Origin of the sequence: Psychroflexus maritimus (assembly GCF_011089875.1) — a bacterium.
In the GTDB taxonomy this organism is placed as follows: Bacteria; Bacteroidota; Bacteroidia; order Flavobacteriales; family Flavobacteriaceae; genus Psychroflexus; species Psychroflexus maritimus.
Window position 1 is genome coordinate 100,761 of record NZ_JAANAS010000001.1, and the last position, 16,490, is coordinate 117,250.

The 16,490-nt window shown below is 33.1% G+C and carries 13 protein-coding genes; 8 read left to right on the plus strand and 5 right to left on the minus strand.

Features of this window, described 5'->3' with window-relative positions; all coding sequences use genetic code 11:
* Nucleotides 1-41: 41 nt before the first annotated feature.
* Nucleotides 42-203, plus strand: coding sequence for a hypothetical protein (locus G7034_RS00465; RefSeq protein WP_166398989.1), 162 nt, complete (start codon nucleotides 42-44; stop codon nucleotides 201-203).
* A 308-nt stretch (nucleotides 204-511) separates the two neighbouring features.
* Here G7034_RS00465 and G7034_RS00470 read toward each other — a convergent pair whose 3' ends face one another.
* Together G7034_RS00470 and ccsA are read right to left on the minus strand one after the other, a co-directional pair.
* Nucleotides 512-2,953 (minus strand): TonB-dependent receptor domain-containing protein, encoded by a 2,442-nt coding sequence (locus tag G7034_RS00470; RefSeq protein WP_166398990.1) that lies wholly within the window; start codon nucleotides 2,951-2,953, stop codon nucleotides 512-514.
* Nucleotides 2,954-3,194: 241 nt separating this feature from the next.
* Entirely contained in the window at nucleotides 3,195-6,461 is a 3,267-nt protein-coding gene (gene ccsA / locus G7034_RS00475) for a cytochrome c biogenesis protein CcsA (protein ID WP_246166693.1), read from the minus strand.
* A 175-nt stretch (nucleotides 6,462-6,636) separates the two neighbouring features.
* Between ccsA and G7034_RS00480 the strand changes: the two genes are divergently transcribed.
* From G7034_RS00480 to G7034_RS00495, 4 genes are read left to right on the plus strand one after another with little or no spacing between them, the layout of a single operon-like run.
* The gene (locus G7034_RS00480) at nucleotides 6,637-7,407 is read left to right on the plus strand and encodes a Rossmann-like and DUF2520 domain-containing protein (RefSeq protein ID WP_166398991.1); all 771 of its coding nucleotides are present in this window, start codon (nucleotides 6,637-6,639) and stop codon (nucleotides 7,405-7,407) included.
* On the plus strand, nucleotides 7,391-7,897 hold the full coding sequence (locus G7034_RS00485; RefSeq protein ID WP_166398992.1) for a KdsC family phosphatase: 507 nt from the start codon (nucleotides 7,391-7,393) through the stop codon (nucleotides 7,895-7,897). Before G7034_RS00480 ends, G7034_RS00485 begins: the two co-directional genes overlap by 17 nt.
* Nucleotides 7,885-8,784 (plus strand): UbiA family prenyltransferase, encoded by a 900-nt coding sequence (locus tag G7034_RS00490; RefSeq protein WP_166398993.1) that lies wholly within the window; start codon nucleotides 7,885-7,887, stop codon nucleotides 8,782-8,784. The genes G7034_RS00485 and G7034_RS00490 overlap by 13 nt, the downstream gene beginning before the upstream one ends.
* 9 nt (nucleotides 8,785-8,793) lie before the next feature.
* Nucleotides 8,794-9,381, plus strand: a complete 588-nt coding sequence (locus tag G7034_RS00495; protein ID WP_166398994.1) for a Maf family nucleotide pyrophosphatase — start codon at nucleotides 8,794-8,796, stop codon at nucleotides 9,379-9,381.
* Between the two features lie 32 nt (nucleotides 9,382-9,413).
* Here the strand turns inward: G7034_RS00495 and G7034_RS00500 are convergent, their stop codons facing one another.
* Nucleotides 9,414-11,168: a DUF6029 family protein gene (locus G7034_RS00500; RefSeq protein ID WP_166398995.1), complete on the minus strand. Its 1,755-nt coding sequence runs from the start codon at nucleotides 11,166-11,168 to the stop codon at nucleotides 9,414-9,416.
* Nucleotides 11,169-11,172: 4 nt separating this feature from the next.
* Nucleotides 11,173-11,652 carry a TlpA family protein disulfide reductase gene (locus tag G7034_RS00505; protein ID WP_166398996.1) on the minus strand — a complete coding sequence of 160 codons (480 nt, stop codon included), beginning with the start codon at nucleotides 11,650-11,652 and terminating at the stop codon, nucleotides 11,173-11,175.
* Nucleotides 11,653-11,795: 143 nt separating this feature from the next.
* Here G7034_RS00505 and G7034_RS00510 point away from each other — a divergent pair, with 143 nt between their 5' ends.
* Genes G7034_RS00510 through G7034_RS00520 form a run of 3 tightly spaced genes read left to right on the plus strand, consistent with a single transcriptional unit; the run spans nucleotide 11,796 to nucleotide 15,118 of the window.
* Entirely contained in the window at nucleotides 11,796-13,259 is a 1,464-nt protein-coding gene (locus G7034_RS00510) for a T9SS type A sorting domain-containing protein (RefSeq protein ID WP_166398997.1), read from the plus strand.
* Nucleotides 13,260-13,265: 6 nt separating this feature from the next.
* Nucleotides 13,266-14,009, plus strand: a complete 744-nt coding sequence (locus tag G7034_RS00515; RefSeq protein ID WP_166398998.1) for a T9SS type A sorting domain-containing protein — start codon at nucleotides 13,266-13,268, stop codon at nucleotides 14,007-14,009.
* A gap of 2 nt (nucleotides 14,010-14,011) precedes the next feature.
* Nucleotides 14,012-15,118, plus strand: coding sequence for an Omp28-related outer membrane protein (locus G7034_RS00520; RefSeq protein ID WP_166398999.1), 1,107 nt, complete (start codon nucleotides 14,012-14,014; stop codon nucleotides 15,116-15,118).
* A gap of 78 nt (nucleotides 15,119-15,196) precedes the next feature.
* Here the strand turns inward: G7034_RS00520 and lysA are convergent, their stop codons facing one another.
* Nucleotides 15,197-16,444: a diaminopimelate decarboxylase gene (gene lysA, locus G7034_RS00525; RefSeq protein ID WP_166399000.1), complete on the minus strand. Its 1,248-nt coding sequence runs from the start codon at nucleotides 16,442-16,444 to the stop codon at nucleotides 15,197-15,199.
* Nucleotides 16,445-16,490 lie beyond the last annotated feature (46 nt).

Consider the following 16,490-nt stretch of genomic DNA (forward strand, 5'->3'; position numbering starts at 1 on the left):
CAATTTTTATTTTATATTTGTACCCATAAAATTAATGAACTATGTTTGAATTTCAACAATATTTAGGCTTCTTAGCATTTGTAATAATTTTATTGATTGGTTTTTGGTTATTGGTATTTTTGACTGCTATTTTACCCTACTGGATTGGTGGTTCATTAATTGAACGTTTTAAGGAAGCTAAAGCAAATAAAAAAGAGGCTTAACATAAAAGTCATAAAAATTCTATATCTAAGGTGTTCGTGTAAATGAACGCCTTTTTTTATTCTTTAAGTAGCCGGTAATTCAAACAACAAATAAAATAAAGCTATACATTAACTCTTATTCAACTAGCAGTGAAGATGATAGCTCATCATATTATTTTTAAAAGGATAAAATTTTCTTTTCAGTATATAACTCCCCTTGAATTAAACTAGTAAATGCAACTTTAATTAGTTGAAGTAAAAGGTAATACACAAATGAAGTCCTGCTATGAATCAACATTGCAGGACTTTTTATGTTTTGTTTGCTTAAGTTAAAAACCTCCGTCATCGTTAAAACCGCCGCCTCTATTTCTGTCTTTTTTATCCTTTTGTTGATTAAAGCGATAGACAAAAGTAAATGTTATTTGCCGCTCTCTCCATTGGAATTCGCTATCTGATATAAAATTAGGTGTAACTGTAAATTGTTCTCTTCGTCTGGTATTAAATAAGTCTCTTACATTAACTGATAGCGTAGCATTATCGTTTAAAATATCTTTACTAAAAGCTAAATCTAGAGATGCAATTGGGTCTGTTTTTGTTTGTGCATTTTCTCTTGGTCCGCGATAAAAAGCATTGGTTTGCCATTGTATATCCCAAGGCAGAATTACGTTTGCACTAAATCTACCAAAATAAGATTCATTTGTTGCTCCGTATTCAATATCTTCAAAGCTACCATCACTTTCAAATCTAAAATAATTAAAACTCAAATTAGTTCGAAACCATTTAGCAGGATTATAAAGTATCCCTAGCTCAGCGCCATAACGTTCTTCAGTAGATAAATTAATTGGAATATTTTCAATAATATCTATTCCATCTTCTTCTGTATCTCGACCTGTATCACGTTGTACACGTTCAAAAGATTCGGTTTCTCTTTGGTAATACACCGATCCAGTTAAGGTAATTTGCTCCCATCGTTTTAAATACCCTAAATCAAAGGCATTTGCAAATGCAGGATCTAAGTCTGGATTTCCTTGAAAAATATTGGTTCTACTGGATTGCGAAGGAAATGGATTGAGGTACCAGCTTCTTGGGCGGTTAATTCTTCGGTTATAGCCTAAAGTTAAATTCTCTTCTTCTCCTAATTCGTAAACTAAGTTAAGCGTTGGAAATAAGCCATTAAAGGTTTTATCAAAATCAAAATTCTGTTGAAAATTTTCTTCCACTACTGGGGTTGTCTTTCCTTTTAATTGGGTTTGTTCAAAACGAAGCCCTAATAAATATGAAAACCGATCTCCTAACTTATTTCCATACTGTGAATAAACGGCCGTTATATTTTGTTGAAAATTAAATGTGCTTGAAACAAAACCATCTACTTCAAAATCTTCATTGGCTGCTGGTTTTCTATTAACTAAAAACCCTTCTTTTGAATCTGAATAATCACCTCTAAAACCTGCTTCAAATTGAGCATCACCCATAGGTAAAACGTAATCAGCTTGAAATAAAAAACTATCTTCGTCTTCAGTTTCAAAGACATCTTGCCTAGCAACAAAATCAGTTGTTGGAAGTACTACATCTTCAAAAATGCGATTGTCAACACTTTCATCTTTTTTTGAATATTGAAAATCTGCAGTTAATTTGTGGTTGCGATTATCTGGATCAAATCGCTTTTCATAATTTAATGCATATTGAAAACGCTTATCGTCCTCCTCCTCTTCTTCTGTTCTAAGTGTGGTACTATTTTGGATGTTATCAATAAAACGTATTGTTCTGTTTCTCGTTCGGTCTAAGTCATCACCTAATCGCATAAAAAAGCTACCGGTTAAAGATGAACTTTCATCAAAGAAATATTCTATACCTGTATTCATATTGAAGTTTTTACCACTTCTATCATACTTTCTATTTTCAATAATCCTATCAAAATTTGGGTTATCTGGATATTGGTTATCAAAAAAAGCATTTCCTGGAACTTTACGATCGGTATAACCTAAATTATTAAATATGTTAAATTTATCGGTACGTAAATTGATGTTAGTGTAAGCGCCAGTATTTCTAGGATCACCTATTGTTCCACGAAAAGCCCCGTTAACACCTAGTGTTTTTTCTCTTTTCAGAATAATATTAATGATACCTCCCGAACCTTCAGCATCATAACGAGCCGAAGGACTTGTTATTACTTCTACAGATTCAATAGCGTCTGCTGGCAATTGTTGAAAAACGTCTTGGTCTCCAAAACCAGCAACCGAAGAAGGTTTTCCATTAATTAAAATACGAACATTTGAATTTCCACGTAAACTTATAGCTCCATCAACATCTACCGTTACAGATGGTACGTTAGCTAAAGCTTCACTAACCGTACCACCTGCAGTGGTTAAATCTTTTCCAACATTATAAATTTTCTTATCTAGACGAACATCTACCTGTGTAGTTTCATAAACCACATTAACATCGTCCAAAACATCAACTTGAGTTTGTAGCTCTAGGGTACCAAAATCTAAATTTTTATTAAGTTCTACTTTTTTGTAAATTCTATCTTCAAAAGAAATAAATTCTACTTTTACCGTGTAGGTTCCTGTTGGAGCTTCTAGATAAAACTTTCCCTCCATATCGGTTACTCCGCCTTCTATGACTTCTTCGCTTTTGGGGTCAATTATACTCACTGATGCCATTTCTAGCTCAAAGCCTTGGTCATCTATTACCTTACCCGTAATTTCAAAATTTTGAGCTTGTGTCAAAAAGCCTAATAAAATCGATACTATTAAATATTGATATTTCACAGAAATTATTTTTTGTTCATTACTAAGACCTTAGATGATTAAAGAAGTTTAAATGAATCAAGTTAAAACTTAGTTAAGTAAAATAAGGACTATTGAGGGTGGTTTTTACGCATAAATTTATTTAAAATTTGATTTGATAAAGAGTTGGAAGAATTCAATAGCTGTTTCTGATTTAAAAATCAAAAAGTCCTTTAGAAACTAGTAACTAAAAGACTTTTTTGACTGACTTAAAAAATAAAACTTAGGTTTCCTGAGAAGCTGTTTTATTAGCTTTCGACTTATAGAACTGCTTATGTTTTCTGTAAGCAAAGTGGCCTAAAACAAACCAAACAAGAATACTTCCAATAATAAATTGGTAGCTTATGATTTGGTCGCCACTTGCATAAGAATGTAAGCCTGTGAGATAGAAATTAACCCCAAAATAGGTCATTAAGATAGAACCAAAGGCTAAAATTGAAGCCCAGTTGAACGCAAATAGTCCACGTAAGCCAGGAACTAATCGCATATGAATGACGAATGCATAAACAAAAATACTAATTAAGGCCCAAGTCTCTTTAGGATCCCAGCCCCAATACCTACCCCAACTTTCATTAGCCCACTGGCCACCTAAAAAGTTTCCGATGGTTAACATGATTAAACCAACAGTTAGAGCTATTTCGTTAATGTAAGTAAGTTCCTGAATGTTTAGTTTCATTTTCTTTTGATTGGATTGATTGGTAGCCATCATTAACAATAAAGCAACAATTCCAATAACACATCCCAAAAGAAAAGGCCCATAACTTCCAACTATTACAGCAACGTGAATCATTAACCAGTAAGAATCTAATACAGGTTGTAAAGTTGAAATACTTGGGTCAAGCCAATTGAGGTGAGCAACCCAAAGTACAATTGCTGTAACAAAAGCGGTTGAAGCTAAAGTCAACTCACTTTTTCTTCCAAAAGCAAAACCAAAAAACATGGAAGCCCATGCCACGTAAATCATACTCTCATACGCATTACTCCATGGCGCATGACCAGAAATATACCATCTTGCTACAAGCCCAAGAGTATGAGCTAGGAACAAAATAACTAAGAGTGTTTTCGTGGTAAAAATGGTATATTTAATCAGTTTATTTTTTTCTTTGAAGATCTTAATTAAAACAGCTATAATCATTAATAAGCCAATAAGCAGGTAGAACTTGTATAACTGATTAAAGAGGTCTATTTCGTTGTATAAAATTTCAGTTTTAACTTTATAATCGGCAGGAATTACTTCAAATCCATGCTTGGCTTGGAAACCACTAATAATTTCGAGAAGTACTTCCGGTTGTTTATAATCATTGTTCTTTTTAGCTAGTTGAAGTGTTTCCATATAAAGAGGAAATACATTATTTACAATAACTGAATCTTTCTCAACAAAAAACACTTCCTCTTCTTCCTCTCGAATTTCTGGAATAGAAACCCAACGGTTTGTAGGGCTGTCGGGTACAGGAAAAATCCTTAAAAAGCTACCTTGCAAAGTATTGTATAATAAGTTTACACGTTCATCGGCTTTAATAAAGTCCTTTTGAAATTGATTGGGCACTTGGGCTCTGTATGCTTCATCTAAAAAAGGAGAAAGTTTGTACGATCCATCGGCAGAGAAGAAATCGGTCAAAGCTACATGTTTAATTCCTTTATCTATTCCTAACACCTTATGGATAGAGTCATTTTTAGGTTGTAAATAAATGATAGGTGCTGGATACCAATTATTTGGATTTTCAATCATTGAAATCAGCACTTGATCTGAATTTAAACCTGCATATTTTTTTGTTCTTCTTAGCTTTCGTAAAAGTTGTGAAGAATAGGTATTGATGGGTTTCATTCTTCCACCGTAATCTTGGATAACTAAAGCGCCAAACTTTTTGGCATGCGCTGGCTTAACTGCATTTTCCCTAATAAGTTTTTCTAACTCTTCACCATCTGCTCTAGGAATTTCCTGATCAGAGTGTTTCTCTGCAAGCTCTTCTTGTTCAATTTCATCTACTTTAGAAATACTGTCTTGAGGAGTTTGAGCAAATGCACTTAGACCAAACAGAAGAATAAATAGGCTTGTTAATTGTGCCTTTTTCTTTTTTACTTTATCAATTTTCTTTTTCAATTCGCCAAATCTCGAATTTTTATCAAACATAATTGCCATGAGTCCAAAGTACAACAAAAAATAGCCTATGTAAGTAATCCATGTACCCCACCAATCATGATTAACACTTAAAATAGTGCCTCGTTCATCTGGATTAAATGAGGCCTGAAAAAAACGATAGCCTTTGTGATCAAGTACATTATTCATAAATATATCATAATTATAAGAGTTGGCCCCATCTATAACTTCTACTTTACTTTTATAGGATTTGTAACTTGGTTGGGATCGGTCTTCAGTACCTGGATGTTTTTCCGCTATAAAATCATTCAGTTTAATAGAAAACGGGAGGTCAAGTTCTTTACTTCCATAGCGTAGGTGAACTTCAAATTCTCCTACTTCCACTTTTTCTAGGTCTTCTAAAACGCCTTTTCCTCCTAACATAGAAACTACTTCAGACTCACCTCCTGAACTCACTTTAATCCTCACTCCGTCTGGTGTATTTTCTGAAGGACGCTCCTCCTTTACAATGTCGTACTTGCCTTTAATAGCCTTTTCTGGAAAAACAATCTGCATCCCTCCTATGTTGTATAGTGACCTAAGTTGAAGTTCTTGAATACTATCTGCTACTAACATGCCTTTGGATTGGTCGGCCATTTTCATGTATTCTCCTTCAAAGGGTGACTTAATAGTAAAGCCTGTAGCGTTGCTACCATTTATATTAACCGCTCCATCAGTTTGTTTATTAAAAGCAAAAAGAACATTACTTATATTAGCTACTTGTCCACTTTTTAAAAAGCGATCTTGACGTTGACCGGTACTTGCTGTTTCAACAATCTTTAAATAGTACTCTCCATTTTCATCTTCAATTAAATCGTCTTTAGCTTGATGAATAAAATCTACCACTTCAAAGTTTACTGGGGTTCCATCAAAATAAGTGGTTACCTTTTGATTATTATTTATTTTAGGGGCTAACCTCATCTTATGATATTTCCTCAAACGCTTTGGCTCCTCATTAATTTCACCATAAACAAAAGTTGATAAATAGGTTTTTTCTGAAAGCATAGTATCGGCTACTTCTCCTTCACGAATAGGCATAATTCCTTCATAACCAATATACCTAGTTACCCATGCCCCAACTAAAATAAGGATAAATGAGAGGTGTAAAATAAGGGTAGTCCAACGTTTTTTACTCAGTAATTTATAACGAAAAATATTTCCGATAAAATTAATTACAAAAAATACCATAATTACCTCAAACCACCAAGCATCATAAATCCAATCTTTGGCTGTTAATGTAGTGTAAGAATTTTCTACAAAGGTACCTACTGCCATAGCTACGGCATATATAACAAATAGAACAGCCATTAGTCTGGTGGAAAACAAAATCTTGGCTATTTTTTCTTGAATCATAACAATAATTTTGAAGCACAAAGATACTTAAAACCTAATGATTTTTGATAGGAATACTATCCATCAATCTGATAAGTCTATGTTAATTTTGAATAAATTAAAATAAGTATTAAAATCCTACATTTCTTTTAACCTTTAATGAAGCGGTTAAACTGAAAAATCTATCTTTGTACTTATGAAGACAGTAAGTGTTTTTGGTACAGGTAATGTTGCTTTTCATATGGTAAAGGCAATTTCACTTTTAAAAGATTACCAAATTGAAGAGATTTATGGACGAAATGAATCCAAAGTGAATGATTTTTGTAACCAATTTACTTTTGACTTAAACAGAGTCTCTTCTATTGAAGAATTGAAGCCAGCTGATTTTTATTTGGTTTGCATAAAAGACGATGCCATAGAAAGTTTTATTGAAAAAATAGCTCGCCCAGAAATTATCTGCATGCATACCTCTGGAAGTTTAGACCTCCTTGATAAGAATTGTAAAAATGCTGTTTTTTATCCACTTCAAACCTTCAGTAAAGAAAGTGATTTGAATTATGCAGAAATCCCTTTTTGTCTAGAAGCCGAAGACAATTTTATTTACAAAGCAATTGAAGGCCTAGCTCAAGCTATTTCGGATTCAGTTTTTTCAATTTCATCGCAACAAAGACGTTCCTTACACACTGCAGCAGTTTTTGTTTGCAATTTTGTTAATCATTTATATGCCACAGGCGAAGAAATTTGTGAAGAAAAGGAAGTTGCATTTGAAGTATTGAAACCACTCATTAAGGAAACCGCAGAAAAAGTTCAACGGCTTTCTCCTACTGAAGCGCAAACAGGCCCAGCAAAAAGAAATGATCAAAGCACTATAAACGCTCATTTAAATTTATTAGGCTCCAAAAAACACAAACAACTTTATCAACAACTCACAAATTCAATTATTGAAAAATATGAACAAAAATTATAAACACCTTTTGAACGACATAAAATGCTTTGTTTTTGATGTAGATGGCGTTTTAACCAATGGCTCTTTACATATTTCAGAGAAAGGTCAACTTTTGCGAAGCATGAATGTAAAAGATGGATTTGCATTAAAATATGCTATTGAAAAAAATTACGAAGTTTGCATTATTTCGGGCGGTAAAAACGAAGATGTGAAATCTAGATTAAAAGCTTTAGGAATTACTAATGTATATTTAGGTGTTCAAGATAAAGTAGAAGTATTAGATGAGTTTTTAGACATCTATGGGCACACAAAAGAACAAGTTGCTTATATGGGTGATGACATTCCTGATATTTACCCGATGAAGGAAGTAAAACTAGCCACTTGCCCACAAGATGCAGTTCCAGAAGTGAAAGCCATTGCACATTATATTTCGCATAAAAAAGGAGGTGAAAATTGTGTTCGTGACCTCATAGAGCAAGTACTGAAAGTACAAGGAAATTGGAGCTTTTAAAAAAAACAAAGGCTTACTTATTTGTGCTAAGACCAATCAATTTGCTGACGCTTGGAGCGACACAAATGCTTATTATTTACTTCTTATTTCCAAAATTAGGATACCACTTAGATATTGATTTTATTGACTTTGCGGGGAGTTGTTTAAGTTGTCTTCTTATAGCGGGTGGTGGAAATTTAATCAATGACATTTACGATGCTGATCCAGATGCAATAAACAAGTCTGAAAAAAACCTAATTGGTCAAACCATCTCAAGAAAAAAAGCTAAAAAATACTATTTGTTTTTAAACATGTTGAGCCTTGTTCTAATTAGTGTTCTATTAATCAAATTAAACGCATTAGAAAAAATAGTGATTTATTTAAGTTACATTTTAATGCTTTTTATTTACTCAAAAAAAATTAAAGGAATTTTACTAAGTAGCAATCTACTGATTAGTTTTTTGATTTTGATAAGTGTTTGGGTGCTTCCCTTTACCTTCGTTCAACTCGATGAATTAATTAAACAAAAGTTAGTTATTGGGTTTTTGTTTTCTTTTTCTTTAATCGCTTTTTTGCTTAATTTAGCTTGTGAAATCAATAACGATATTGAAGGAATTAAAGCCGATTACGCTATGAAACGCAATACAATTCCTATTGTCTTAGGACGAAAAACAAGTCGCCAGATTATCTACTTGATTCTTTTTGTATGCTTCATAAGTATTTTATTTTATTATTACTTTTGGTTTCAAAGAAACTGGATGAACTTAATTTATTTCAGTATTTTTCTATTTGTGCCTCTATTTTGGATGAGTATGGAATACCAAAAACAAAAAATCAACTATAAAAGTGTAAGTATTGTACTAAAAATCACCATGCTATTTGGTGTACTTAGTATATTGCTTCTTTAAAAAAATATCATGTTAAAAGATGCTTCAAAAGTCTGGGAAATAATCCTTGCTTCAAAATCGCCGAGAAGAAATGAATTATTAAAAAACCTAGGTATTCATTTTAAGGTAATACTGAGAGAAGTAGATGAGCGCTTTCCTTCTCAACTTTCTAATGCAGAAGTGGCTAATTACATAAGTCAAAAGAAAGCATCCGTTTTCAATATAAATACCGAAAAACAAATGGTGATTACAGGAGATACTATTGTATGTAAAAATCAAAAAGTATTAGGCAAACCAAAAGATAAAGAAGAAGCTTTTGAGATGATTAAGTCCCTTTCTGGCGAAGTTCATCAGGTAATTTCCTCGTACACCATAAAAACTAAAGATCAAGAAATTACGAAGAGTGACCAAGTAAATGTGTTTTTCGAGCCACTAAGCGAAGAAGAAATTAAATATTACATATCCAATTATTCATGCTTAGACAAGGCTGGAGCTTATGGAATTCAGGATTGGATTGGGCAAATTGGTGTTCAAAAAATTGAAGGTTCGTTTTATACGGTAATGGGAATGCCCATACATTTATTGTATGCCGATTTAAAAGCTATTCTGCTTGAATAAGCAGTGTATTTATTGCAAAATAATCAACAAAATTAAAAAGAAGTATTGAAATTTATGGTTAAACCTGAGCTTTCAGGCACAAATCTACACACTCCTCCTACACAAACTAAACCACCCCGCTGACGGCCGTAATTTAGGGCAACGCGATAGGCTCCTATTCGGTAAGCTCCACCAACATTCACATAATGCACGCGTTCTTCTGCTTTTTCGCTACCATAATTCCAAATATCCCAAAAGTAAATGGATAGGTTTTCATTAAAGTTATATTCAATAGAACCACCAAACCAATCTTCTCGATCGCCAACTGCCCACATTTTTTCGAGTTCTAACCGCAATGAACGCTTATTGTTAAAATTATAGGTTGCCTCTGCTGTAATAATATCGGCTCTTACTAAATCTCCTCCACCTAACAATCGTTGATCGTAGTATTGATTAATGTAATTGAAGCCTAAATGCCATGAATTATTAAGTTTCTTTTTGATTTCTATGCTATAATCAGAAAAATACTTATTTCCACGTCCAAAGAAATCTACATCATAACTTGGTGGATTAAAGGTATATTTACCTGGTAAATTAAACCAATTGGAATAATTTAGGAAAACATGAGTACCATGCTTACCGCCAAAAAAAGTACCTTTTTTAAATTTATAGAAAAAGTCTATTTGACCACCTGTTTCTCCGGCACGCATAATTTGAGTATCTTCAAAAGAAGTGTTTTGTTGTGCTTGAAAAACATAAATATTAGCCAAAAGAGAATGATGTTGCTTTGTAAGTGCGGGTGTGAAATTAATAAAGGTATCTAGGTAATCAAAAGAAGTAGATTGATCGCCTTCAAAATTGGTAAAAGTTGAAGGTTCACGTTGGGAGAAAAAACCCATATTCTGCATTCTTCGCAAACTTACATCAACACCCAATCCAGACTGTGAGTAGCCAAAATTAAAAGTGACTGCATTTCCAGGTTCAGCAAAGGTATCAGAAAGAAGGTTTTGAACATTTATAATTCCATCCTTTGTTTTATAATTCGCTTCCACGTTGGCGTAAAAGGATTTCCACATATAATCTGCACGTAAAGAAAAGGCATTGGTAAGCTCATTATAGTCGGGGCTTTGTAATTGTGAATAATTATCAAACGACTCATATCTTCCCAAGTAACTAAAACCTACTGAAAGGTCTTGGTTTTTTTCATACAAATTAAGGTATTCGGAAAGGAAAAAATCGGCATTAAAGCCAAATAAATCACCAGAAGTTACACCAAAACCAGAACGTTGTCTTCCGTATAAAGCTGTAAATTCCATATTATAATTGGGCGTAAATCTTACCCTACCACCTCGTAAAGCAGAATTGATTCCTAGGGCTCTATCTTCCCAAGCACGCAAAATCATTCCATTACCAAACTGCTCATAAAAATGACCCAAGGTGATGTTCCATTTTTCGCCTTTATAGTCAACATAAAAAATCCCTAAATCTGTACCATTAAACTTTGGATTGTAATTTAACAAGGCGTTTTTTTCATAAGATTCAACTTGAACGCCTGCTGTCCAATTTTTATAAGTATAATTAGCGTATAAATAATTATTAGAACGAAGAGGGTTTTCAGGTACAATAGCACTTTCAAGTCCAGAATCTTCTAAGTAATATTGAAGATTAGACTCTACACCACCATAAAATCTTCCATAGTCTTTTTTTTCCTCTAACTCATCATTTTGTGATTGTTGGGGATTTTGAGAAAACGAAAGTGAATTAAAAAGGAGGAAGAAACTTAAAAATGGGTAATAATAATTTCTCATAGTTTTACAATTCCTTTATTACTTCATAAAGTTCATGCTCTGCTCCTTGAGTATAACCATTAAAAATATGCTCAATTTTTTTATTTTTAACCACTATAGAATAAGGAATGTTTACAATTGATAAGGCGCGTTTTAATTCTTGGTTACTATCAAGTAACACCTGATAAGGCCAGTCTTTACCGTTAAGTAAAGGTCTTACTCGTCTTCGAGTTCTTGAATCATCGGTAGAGATTGCTATTAGTTCCATATTTAACTCTTCAGACCATTCGTCATAATGCTCATTAATTGCCTCGAGTTCTGCTAAACAAGGTGCACACCAAGTAGCCCAAAAAGAAAACACATAAACTTTATCCTCTTCAGCAAATGCAGTTTTTACATTTATTGGTTTATTTTTTAAATCTTTGATTGTAACATTAGGTAATTCATCTTGTGTGAAAGCAAGCGTTGAAGAAAGCAACAAAAAAGCTAAAATTATAAGTCTCATTTCATTTTTTATTTAGTTAAGGCAATATTAAAACAATATTTTTAAACAACAATGCTTAAGATAGATTTTTGATTTAATAACTAAAACTTAACTTTTATGATTTTTTATATTATATTTGCTTATAACTTTTAAAAAATATTACGATGAAAACAAAATTACTTATTGCTTTTATGGCATTATTTATTTGTCATTTAGGTCATGCGCAGATTACAGATGGTTCAGTTGCTCCAGATTTTACAGTTGATGACATATTTGGAAACACACATCACCTCCAAAGCTATTTAGATGATGACAAGACGGTCATTTTAAATATTTCTGCCACATGGTGTGGCCCTTGTTGGAACTATAAGCAAACAGGTTTTTTTAAAGATTTTTACTATAGTCACGGCCCTGAAGGTTCAGATGAAGTAGTTATACTTTATGTGGAAGGTAGTGCTGAGGCTGAAGACGCAGTTGACTTACTGTATGGTATTGGAAGTCCTACTATTGGAAACTGGGTAGAAGGTACTCCTTACCCCATCATTGCTAGTCAAGCTATAGCTCAGAGTTACCAAATTACTTACTTCCCTACTGTTTACAGAATTTGTCCGGATGGATTTGTTTACGAAATGGGTCAATTAAATAGAGAAGGTATTGAAAATAACATCAACTCTAATTGTGCAAGTGTAAATTTAAGCAACTCCGACAACCATGTTTCAGTTGAAATAGGCGGTATAGAGGTATGTGAAGATGGAGAGACCACAAGTGTTCAAGCTGAAATCACTAACCAAGGAAACACCGTTACTTCCATAGAAGTTGAAGTGAATGTGAATGGCACTGTTGAAACTGTAAATGAAACTGTGAATCTTGATAAATGGGATTCTACTCTTGTTAATTTTGATGTTGAAGCCAATGAAGGTGATTTAGTTTTTGCTGAAGTTGTTTCTGTAAATAATACCCTCCCACATAATTCAGATGTAGCTCAGTCTGAAAATACAGAAGTTCAGGTTAGTTCGCCAACAGGAAGAGATATTGAAGTACACGTTTACACCGACAACTACCCAGGGGAAATCTCTTGGAATATTTTAGATGAAGCTGGAAATGCTGTAATTTCTGGAGGCCCTTATGAAGAAGGTCCTGAAGATTTTGGTGGCGGTGGCCCAGATGCCCTTACTACAAAAATTCACGATGTTTTACTACCAGCTGGCGAACAATGTTTTTCTATCGAACTCTTAGATAGTTATGGAGATGGATGGAGCCTTAGTGGAAATTTTGATGCAGGCATTGAAATATTTTATGAAGGACAAAGTGTTTATAAAGAAATCGTTGGAGATTTTGGATCAGAAATTTTGTTTAATAGAGCTATGAAGCATCTTACAACGATGAACACGAATGACTTTACTCTAGAAACTATTGAGGTATATCCAAACCCTAGTAATGGAGCATTTAATGTTTCAAGTTCGGAAAGCTTTGACGTAAACGTATTTGATATTCAAGGTAAAAAAGTTTATAGTCAAAAAAACATGAGCAGTAGTTCTAAAATTCAAATAAATCAAAGTAGTGGTGTTTATATTGCTGAATTTACTGCTGGTAATAAAAAAACGACAAAAAAATTAATCATAAAATAAAGTTTAATGAACAACTACAAAATATTCAATACAAGTTTATTCTTAATACTATTTGTTAGCTTCTCTTTTGCTCAATTAAGAGTTGAGAAAGCTAACGGAGAGCTTTTTCAAGATGGTGAAACCTTTACTTTCAACGAAACAGGAACAATTGGTGGTGAAGAAGGTAAGTTAAAATTTTTTATGTTTAACGAAAGTGAAGACCAAAACATTACCGCCAAAATTGAAGTTAAAGAGCTTAGAGGAACAGACGGATCTGATTTCGTATTTTGTGTTCAGCCACTATGCATTTTTTCTGTAGAAGAAGGCATGTCTTATCCTTCAGATGGGGCTATTATTAGCCCAGAAAGCTACAATAGTCAAGATGATTATTTTATCAATTCTGATCCAGGTGATGAAAACACAACTACTATAGAATACGATTTAAGATTTTATGCGGTAGATGATGAAGGAAATGAATTTGATGAGATAACTATTACTTATGTGTATGATGAAACCTTTTCTAACTTAGAATTTGATTTGCCTAAATTAGGAATTAATGTTCACAATACACAAGTAAAATCAAATTTGAACCTTGATAGTAATGATCAATTTAAAATGCAAGTTTTTAGTTTATCAGGAAAAAAAGTACTTTCAAGTCAAGTTCAAAAAGGATTTAATCAAATTAGTTTAAATCAGCTTAGTCAAGGACTTTATATTGCTAAATTTTCAAATCATAAAGGAAGTTCTCAAATAAAAATCATAAAAGAATAAGCATGAAAAGGTACTTTGCAAGATTATTGTTATTCTTACCCTTGCTACTTTGTTTGCATAGTTGCGAAGAAAACTATGTAACTCAAGAAGGTATCAGCAATGTGATTTTTAGTAGTGATCAAGGCAACCGAGTGCTTATTGGCAGTGAAGTTGAGATTAGACTGGAGACTAACAGAGGTGAAAATATTACTCACGAAGCTCAACTATTTGTTGATGACGAATTAATTTCAGAAGATCAACTGATTATAGTTAACGACCAAGAGGATGAAACAAAAATAATAGATGCCTACGTAAAACTATCGTCCAACTCTATTACAAGTTTCACCCTGAAAGCTGAATACTTAAATCTTGAGTCTTCGTTCGAATTAAATTTTCATGATGGTACCGATCAAGTTTTTAAAAAAAGAGCACTAATTGAAGACTATACCGGTACATGGTGCGGTTGGTGCCCGAGGCTCTCTCATGCAATGAGTTTAGCCTCAGATTTTTCTGATAATGTTGTATTTTCAGCTATTCATAGAGCACCAACAGGAACAGCAGACCCTTACAATTTTGAGGAAGCTGAACCACTAGAAGATTTAATCGATACTCCTGGTTACCCTAAAGGTTTTATCAATAGAGTACATCAATGGGCTTTTCCAGAACCAGATAATATTGCCCAAGTTTTAGAATTTACTCAGGGAGAAAGACCTTATTTAGACTTTGCCATTCATTCTTCTATTGAAAACAATAATTTGGATGTAGATGTTAAGACGTTATTTACAGAAGATTACGAAAACACCAAGTTAATTGTTTACTTGCAAGAAAACGGTTTGGTTTACCCACAAACAAATTATACTTCGTTTTACAACGGAGAAAACCCAATTCAAAACTATGTTCACAATTATACGTTAAGAAAAGTTCTTACAGATATTTTAGGTGATGAGATTAGTAACGAAGAGTCGAAAAAGGGTAACCTTTTATCAAAAACTTTTAGCATTACTATTCCTGAAGAAATTGAAAACGTAGAGCAATTGGATTTAGTTGTTTTTATGGTAGATGAACAAAATGAAGTGATTAATGTAAGAAAGGCTAAAGTTGGTGAAGACCAAGAATTTGAATTTGATTAATTAAAAAGTTGACAATAAACAATAAAAAAAGGGAGCAATTAATTTGACTCCCTTTTTTTTGTATAAACCAGGTACAAACTAAGCAGGCTCAGAAACCGATGTCTTTTTATTAGCATTCAAATTTATATCAACTTCCACTTGATTCTGAACTAAGTCATCAAAAGTCTCACGCTTTCTGATTAAATGAGCTTCGCCTTTATAGCACAAAACTTCAGCTGGTCTAAACCTTGAGTTATAATTACTGGCCATAGAAAAACAGTAAGCACCCGCATTTTTAAAAGATAAAAAATCACCTTCTCTTATTTCACTAATCATTTTATTATTAGCAAAGGTGTCTGTTTCACAAATATAGCCAACAACTGAATAAAAACGTTTGTTTGCATTAGGATTAGACACGTTTTCTATCTCGTGATTTGAACCGTAAAACATAGGTCTAATTAAATGATTAAACCCAGTATCAACATGAGCAAAAACAGTAGAAGTTGTTTGCTTTACTACATTCACTTTAGCTAAAAACTGACCTGCTTCACTAACCATAAATTTTCCAGGCTCAAAAGCAAGGGTTAAGTTTTTCCCATAAGATTTACAAAATTCATTAAAACGCGTGCTTAATTGCTCTCCTAACTCCTCTACATTTGTTTCAATATCGTTAGCGTGATAAGGAACTTTGAAACCGCTACCAAAATCAATAAAATCAAGATTTTTGAAGTTTTGCGCCGCTTCAAAAAGGATTTCTGCTGCATGCAAGAATACACCAATATCTAAAATATCACTTCCCGTGTGCATGTGAATTCCATTAATATTCATTCCCGTATTCTCAACTATTCTAATTATATGTGGCATTTGATGTATCGAAATACCAAATTTAGAATCAATATGTCCTACCGAAATATTTGTATTTCCACCTGCCATTACATGCGGATTGATTCGAATACAAACAGGTACATTGGGGTGTTTTGCTCCAAATTGCTCTAAAACAATTAAGTTATCTATATTAATCTGAACACCTAATTCAACTGCTTTTTCAAGCTCTTCAACTGAAACTCCGTTTGGTGTGTAAATAATTTTTTCTGGAGAAACTCCCGCTTTTAAACCTAGCATCACCTCTTGAATTGAAACCGTATCCAATCCGCTTCCCAATTCATTAAAAAGTTTCAAAACAGATAAATTAGACAAGGCCTTTACAGCATAATGCAAGCGTAAGTGTTTGACCTTTTTAAAAGCATTGTTCAAGCGTTTATACTGTGAAATTATTTTTTCAGCATCGTACACATAAATTGGACTTCCAAATTCTTCAGTTACTTTTAAAAGGTCTTCTCTTTTCATGATTTAAAAAAATACCCCCATAATATATGGGGGTCAATTATATATA

What these genes read in the sequence shown, in the direction of transcription:
- G7034_RS00510 (WP_166398997.1), top strand. Translation starts at nt 11,796, where the DNA reads ATGAAAACAAAATTACTTATTGCTTTTATGGCATTATTTATTTGTCAT.
- ccsA (WP_246166693.1), bottom strand. Translation starts at nt 6,461, where the DNA reads ATGATTCAAGAAAAAATAGCCAAGATTTTGTTTTCCACCAGACTAATG.
- G7034_RS00480 (WP_166398991.1), top strand. Translation starts at nt 6,637, where the DNA reads ATGAAGACAGTAAGTGTTTTTGGTACAGGTAATGTTGCTTTTCATATG.
- G7034_RS00520 (WP_166398999.1), top strand. Translation starts at nt 14,012, where the DNA reads ATGAAAAGGTACTTTGCAAGATTATTGTTATTCTTACCCTTGCTACTT.
- lysA (WP_166399000.1), bottom strand. Translation starts at nt 16,444, where the DNA reads ATGAAAAGAGAAGACCTTTTAAAAGTAACTGAAGAATTTGGAAGTCCA.
- G7034_RS00515 (WP_166398998.1), top strand. Translation starts at nt 13,266, where the DNA reads ATGAACAACTACAAAATATTCAATACAAGTTTATTCTTAATACTATTT.
- G7034_RS00485 (WP_166398992.1), top strand. Translation starts at nt 7,391, where the DNA reads ATGAACAAAAATTATAAACACCTTTTGAACGACATAAAATGCTTTGTT.
- G7034_RS00505 (WP_166398996.1), bottom strand. Translation starts at nt 11,652, where the DNA reads ATGAGACTTATAATTTTAGCTTTTTTGTTGCTTTCTTCAACGCTTGCT.
- G7034_RS00465 (WP_166398989.1), top strand. Translation starts at nt 42, where the DNA reads ATGTTTGAATTTCAACAATATTTAGGCTTCTTAGCATTTGTAATAATT.
- G7034_RS00500 (WP_166398995.1), bottom strand. Translation starts at nt 11,168, where the DNA reads ATGAGAAATTATTATTACCCATTTTTAAGTTTCTTCCTCCTTTTTAAT.
- G7034_RS00495 (WP_166398994.1), top strand. Translation starts at nt 8,794, where the DNA reads ATGTTAAAAGATGCTTCAAAAGTCTGGGAAATAATCCTTGCTTCAAAA.